Source organism: Aeromonas sp. QDB56, from assembly GCF_027705505.1.
In the GTDB taxonomy this organism is placed as follows: domain Bacteria; phylum Pseudomonadota; class Gammaproteobacteria; order Enterobacterales; family Aeromonadaceae; genus Aeromonas; species Aeromonas caviae.
In genome coordinates this window covers 1-4,613 of record NZ_JAPDBZ010000206.1, presented here as the reverse complement: position 1 = coordinate 4,613, position 4,613 = coordinate 1, and the positions used below count along the sequence as shown (strand labels likewise).

Below are 4,613 nucleotides of genomic sequence, written 5' to 3'. Positions count from 1 at the left end.
GGCATGCAGTCGTGGCAAGCCCTCCGATGCCATATCGGCTCTTGAAGCTGGCTGAGGGTCATGGGTAATCAGGAATAGCAAAGCCTTCAACTCCCCCTTAATTAAAACCTTGGTCATCCTATACATAAAAACTCCAAAATTAGAGAATTCTCATTAACAATGACAAATTTATAGAATTTAAGGATAATTTAACTCTATTTTTACAACCCAACAAAACGCCCCCCATCTTGCGATGGAGGGCGTTTTTATTTTCTGGCTATTGGGCCAGAGTGACCCAATGTTCAGGAATTACAGGGGCTGTTACAGGGACTCTGCGGTCGCAACCACGTTTTCCACGGTAAAGCCGAATTCCTTGAACAGCAGCTCGGCCGGTGCGGACTCACCGAAGGTGCGCATGCCGATGATCTTGCCGCCAAAGCCCACGTACTTGTACCAGTAGTCGGCGATGCCCGCTTCGATGGCCACACGCTTGGTGACGGCGGCCGGCAGGACGGACTCTTTGTACTCGGCAGATTGAGCGTCGAACACGTCGGTAGACGGGATGGAGACCACGCGCACGGCACGGCCCTTGGCAGTCAGCTGCTCATAGGCAGCCACGGCCAGCTCCACTTCAGAACCGGTGGCGATCAGGATCAGCTCCGGGGTACCGGCGCAATCCTTCAGCACGTAACCACCCTTGGCGGCATCGGCCAGTTGCTGGGCGGTGCGGTCCATCTGGGCCAGGTTCTGACGGGAGAAGATCAGGGAGGTCGGGCCGTCGGTACGCTCGATGGCGTGTTTCCAGGCGATGGCGGACTCTACCTGGTCACACGGGCGCCAGGTGCTCATGTTCGGGGTCAGACGCAGGGAGGCGATCTGCTCCACCGGCTGGTGAGTCGGACCATCTTCACCCAGACCGATGGAGTCGTGGGTGTAGACGAAGATGGCGCGCTGCTTCATCAGGGCGGCCATGCGCAGGGCGTTGCGGGCGTACTCCATGAACATCAGGAAGGTGGCGCCGTAGGGGATGAAACCACCGTGCAGGGCGATGCCGTTCATGATGGCGGACATGCCGAACTCGCGCACGCCGTAGTGGATGTAGTTGCCTGCGGCGCTCTCGGGAGTCAGGGACTTGGAGCCGGACCACATGGTCAGGTTGGACGGCGCGAGATCCGCGGAGCCGCCCATGAATTCCGGCAGCAGCTTGCCGAAGGCTTCCAGGGAGTTCTGGGACGCTTTACGGGTCGCGATCTTGGCCGGGTTGGCCTGCAGGGTTTCGATGATCTTGGCGGATTCAGCAGCCCAGTTGGCCGGCAGCTCGCCAGTGGTGCGGCGCTTGAATTCGGCAGCCAGGGCCGGGTGAGCGGCTTCATAGGCGGCGAACTTGGCAGCCCAGTCGGATTCGAGCTTGGCGCCCTTCTCCTGACCGTTCCACTCGGCGGCGATGTCGGACGGGATGACGAACGGCGCGTGGTCCCACTTCAGGAAGGCACGGGCGGCGGCGATCTCGTCGTTGCCCAGCGGTGCGCCGTGGCAGTCGTGGGAGCCGGACTTGTTCGGGGAACCGTAGCCGATGATGGTGCGGCAGCAGATCAGGGTCGGCTTGCCGCTCTCGGCCTTGGCGGCTTCGATGGCGGCGTTGATGGCTTCCGGGTTGTGACCGTCAACGGCCGGGATGACGTGCCAGCCGTAGGCTTCGAAGCGCTTGGGAGTGTCGTCGGTGAACCAGCCTTCTACGTGACCATCGATGGAGATGCCGTTGTCATCCCAGAACGCGATCAGCTTGCCCAGACCCAGGGTGCCGGCCAGGGAGCAGGCTTCGTGGGAGATACCTTCCATCAGGCAGCCGTCGCCCATGAAGGCGTAGGTGTAGTGGTCGACGATGTCGTGACCCGGCTGGTTGAACTGCTCGGCCATGGCCTTCTCGGCGATCGCCATGCCCACGGCGTTGGTGATGCCCTGACCCAGCGGGCCGGTGGTGGTTTCAACGCCCGGCGCATAACCGTACTCCGGGTGACCCGGGGTGCGAGAGTGCAGTTGGCGGAAGTTTTTCAGATCGTCGATGGAGAGGTCATAACCGGAGAGGTGCAGCAGGGAGTACAGCAGCATGGAGCCGTGGCCGTTGGAGAGAATGAAACGGTCGCGGTCGGCCCACTTGGGGTTGTTCGGGTTGTGTTTGAGGTGGCTGCGCCACAGCACTTCAGCGATATCCGCCATTCCCATGGGGGCGCCCGGGTGACCGGAGTTGGCTTTTTGAACGGCATCCATACTCAATGCACGAATGGCATTGGCAAGCTCTTTACGAGAAGGCATCTGTATCTCCTGCGATTGCTTCATTTGATGGCCAAGATTAAGGCGCGTTATTGTCCCAGCAGGGGGCGCGGCGTGCAAATATTATCTGGGCGAATAAAGTGGCTTTGGGAGCACAATCGCTTTTCTGGGCGGGGAAAACGATTCAATCCGCCCCCTGCCTTACCTCCATGGAGGTGGATCCCTTCCCCATCCCGCCCCGGGCGGCTCCCCCCCCAAATAGTGCTGGCAATCACCGGATGACCTATTTAAAATAGACGTCCAGATGTAGATACCTCTACAGTCATCCTGTCATTATCCGGTTATGGCCAAGGCGATAACCCTTACGAATCGAGAACCAAACATGGCAAAGCTGTTTACTTCCGAGTCGGTCTCCGAAGGCCATCCCGATAAAATCGCCGACCAGATCTCCGATGCGGTGCTGGACGCCATCCTGCAGCAGGACACCAAGGCGCGCGTCGCCTGCGAAACCCTGGTCAAGACCGGCATGGTGATGGTAGCCGGCGAAGTGACCACCTCTGCCTGGGTCGACATCGAACAGATCGTGCGCGACACCGTGCGCGAGATTGGTTACACCCACTCCGACATGGGCTTCGACGCCGACTCCTGCGCCGTGCTGAACGCCATCGGCAAACAGTCTCCGGACATCAACCAGGGCGTCGACCGTACCGACCCGCTGGAGCAAGGTGCCGGTGACCAGGGCCTGATGTTCGGCTACGCCACCAACGAAACCGACGTGCTGATGCCCGCCCCCATCACCTATTCCCATCTGCTGGTGAAGCGTCAGGCAGAAGTGCGCAAGAACGGCACCCTGCCGTGGCTGCGTCCGGACGCCAAGAGCCAGCTGACCTTCGCCTACGACGACGCAGGCAAGATCCTGGGTGTCGATGCCGTGGTGCTCTCCACCCAGCATTGCGACTCCATCAGCCACAGCGATCTGGTGGAAGCGGTGCGCGAAGAGATCATCAAGCCGGTGCTGCCCGCCGAGTGGATCAACAAGGACACCAAGTACTTCATCAACCCGACCGGCCGTTTCGTCATCGGCGGCCCCATGGGTGACTGCGGTCTGACCGGTCGCAAGATCATCGTCGACACCTACGGCGGGATGGCCCGTCACGGTGGTGGCGCCTTCTCCGGCAAGGATCCGTCCAAGGTGGACCGCTCCGCCGCCTACGCCGCCCGCTACGTGGCCAAGAACATCGTGGCCGCAGGTCTCGCGGATCGCTGTGAAGTGCAGGTCTCCTACGCCATCGGCGTGGCCGAGCCCACCTCCATCAGCGTCGAAACCTTCGGTACCGGCAAGGTGGCCGAAGCCCTGCTGGTCAAGCTGGTGCGCGAGTTCTTCGAGCTGCGCCCCTATGGCCTCATCGAGATGCTGGATCTGAAGCGCCCGATCTACCAGGCAACCGCCGCTTACGGCCACTTCGGCCGCGACGAGTTCCCCTGGGAGAAGACCGACAAGGCCGAGCTGCTGCGCGCTGCCGCTGGCCTGTAAGGCTCGAGGTTGTGATAAAAGGGGAGCCTGGCTCCCCTTTTGCTTTTGTGTCCGTCCCGAGGATCCCATGCCTGCCACTGCCACCCGGCCTGACCCCGCCCTCATCGAGACGCTGCTCGCACGCGTCGAGGCCTGCTTTGTGCAGGCCGAAACGCGCCTTGGCCGCACCTTTCCCCGCCCGCAAGTCCATTGCAACATGCGGGGCCGGGCGGCAGGGTCTGCGCGGCTGCAAACCTGGGAGCTGCGCTTCAACCCGGCGCTCTATCAGGCCAATCAGCAGGCGTTTCTCAGGGAAGTGGTGCCCCACGAGGTGGCGCACCTGCTGGTCTATGCGCTCTGGGGAGAGGGGCGCGGCAAGAGCCGAGTACTGCCCCACGGCCGCCAGTGGCAGTCGGTGATGCGGGAGCTGTTCGGCCTCGAACCCAGCACCACCCACAGCTTCGATCTGGGGGTGCTGGCCCAGCGCACCTTCGTGTATGCCTGCGCCTGCCAGCAGCATCCCCTCTCGGTGCGCCGCCACAACAAGGTGATGCGCGGCGAGGCCCGCTATCACTGCCGCCGCTGTCGCCAGCCCCTGGTGTGGCAGCGCGACACGACGGCGGATTGAGTCACCCCGTGTCGCGCTCCTGTGATAGGGTGCGCGCTTACTTCATTCAACTGTCTCATTACCAAGGATATTCATGTTTCGCCCTCTGCTCTCCCTCTGCCTGGCCCTGCTGGTCAGCGCCCCGGCCCATGCCGACAACATCCAGACGGCCTTGTTGCACAAATCGGGGAACTATCTAGCCAAGTGGTGATCTGATCTCCCGGATCAATCACCGAGCACAGT

At 61.6% G+C, this 4,613-nt stretch carries 3 protein-coding genes; 2 read left to right on the top strand and 1 reads right to left on the bottom strand.

The window, feature by feature from the left end:
- Positions 1 to 300: 300 nt before the first annotated feature.
- Positions 301 to 2,292, bottom strand: a complete 1,992-nt coding sequence (gene tkt, locus OKB81_RS19460; RefSeq protein ID WP_160839020.1) for a transketolase — start codon at positions 2,290 to 2,292, stop codon at positions 301 to 303.
- Between the two features lie 340 nt (positions 2,293 to 2,632).
- Here tkt and metK point away from each other — a divergent pair, with 340 nt between their 5' ends.
- Both metK and OKB81_RS19450 read left to right on the top strand, forming a co-directional pair.
- Entirely contained in the window at positions 2,633 to 3,784 is a 1,152-nt protein-coding gene (gene metK / locus OKB81_RS19455) for a methionine adenosyltransferase (RefSeq protein ID WP_010673869.1), read from the top strand.
- A 67-nt stretch (positions 3,785 to 3,851) separates the two neighbouring features.
- The gene (locus OKB81_RS19450; protein WP_160839022.1) at positions 3,852 to 4,391 is read left to right on the top strand and encodes a SprT family zinc-dependent metalloprotease; all 540 of its coding nucleotides are present in this window, start codon (positions 3,852 to 3,854) and stop codon (positions 4,389 to 4,391) included.
- Positions 4,392 to 4,613: the final 222 nt, after the last annotated feature.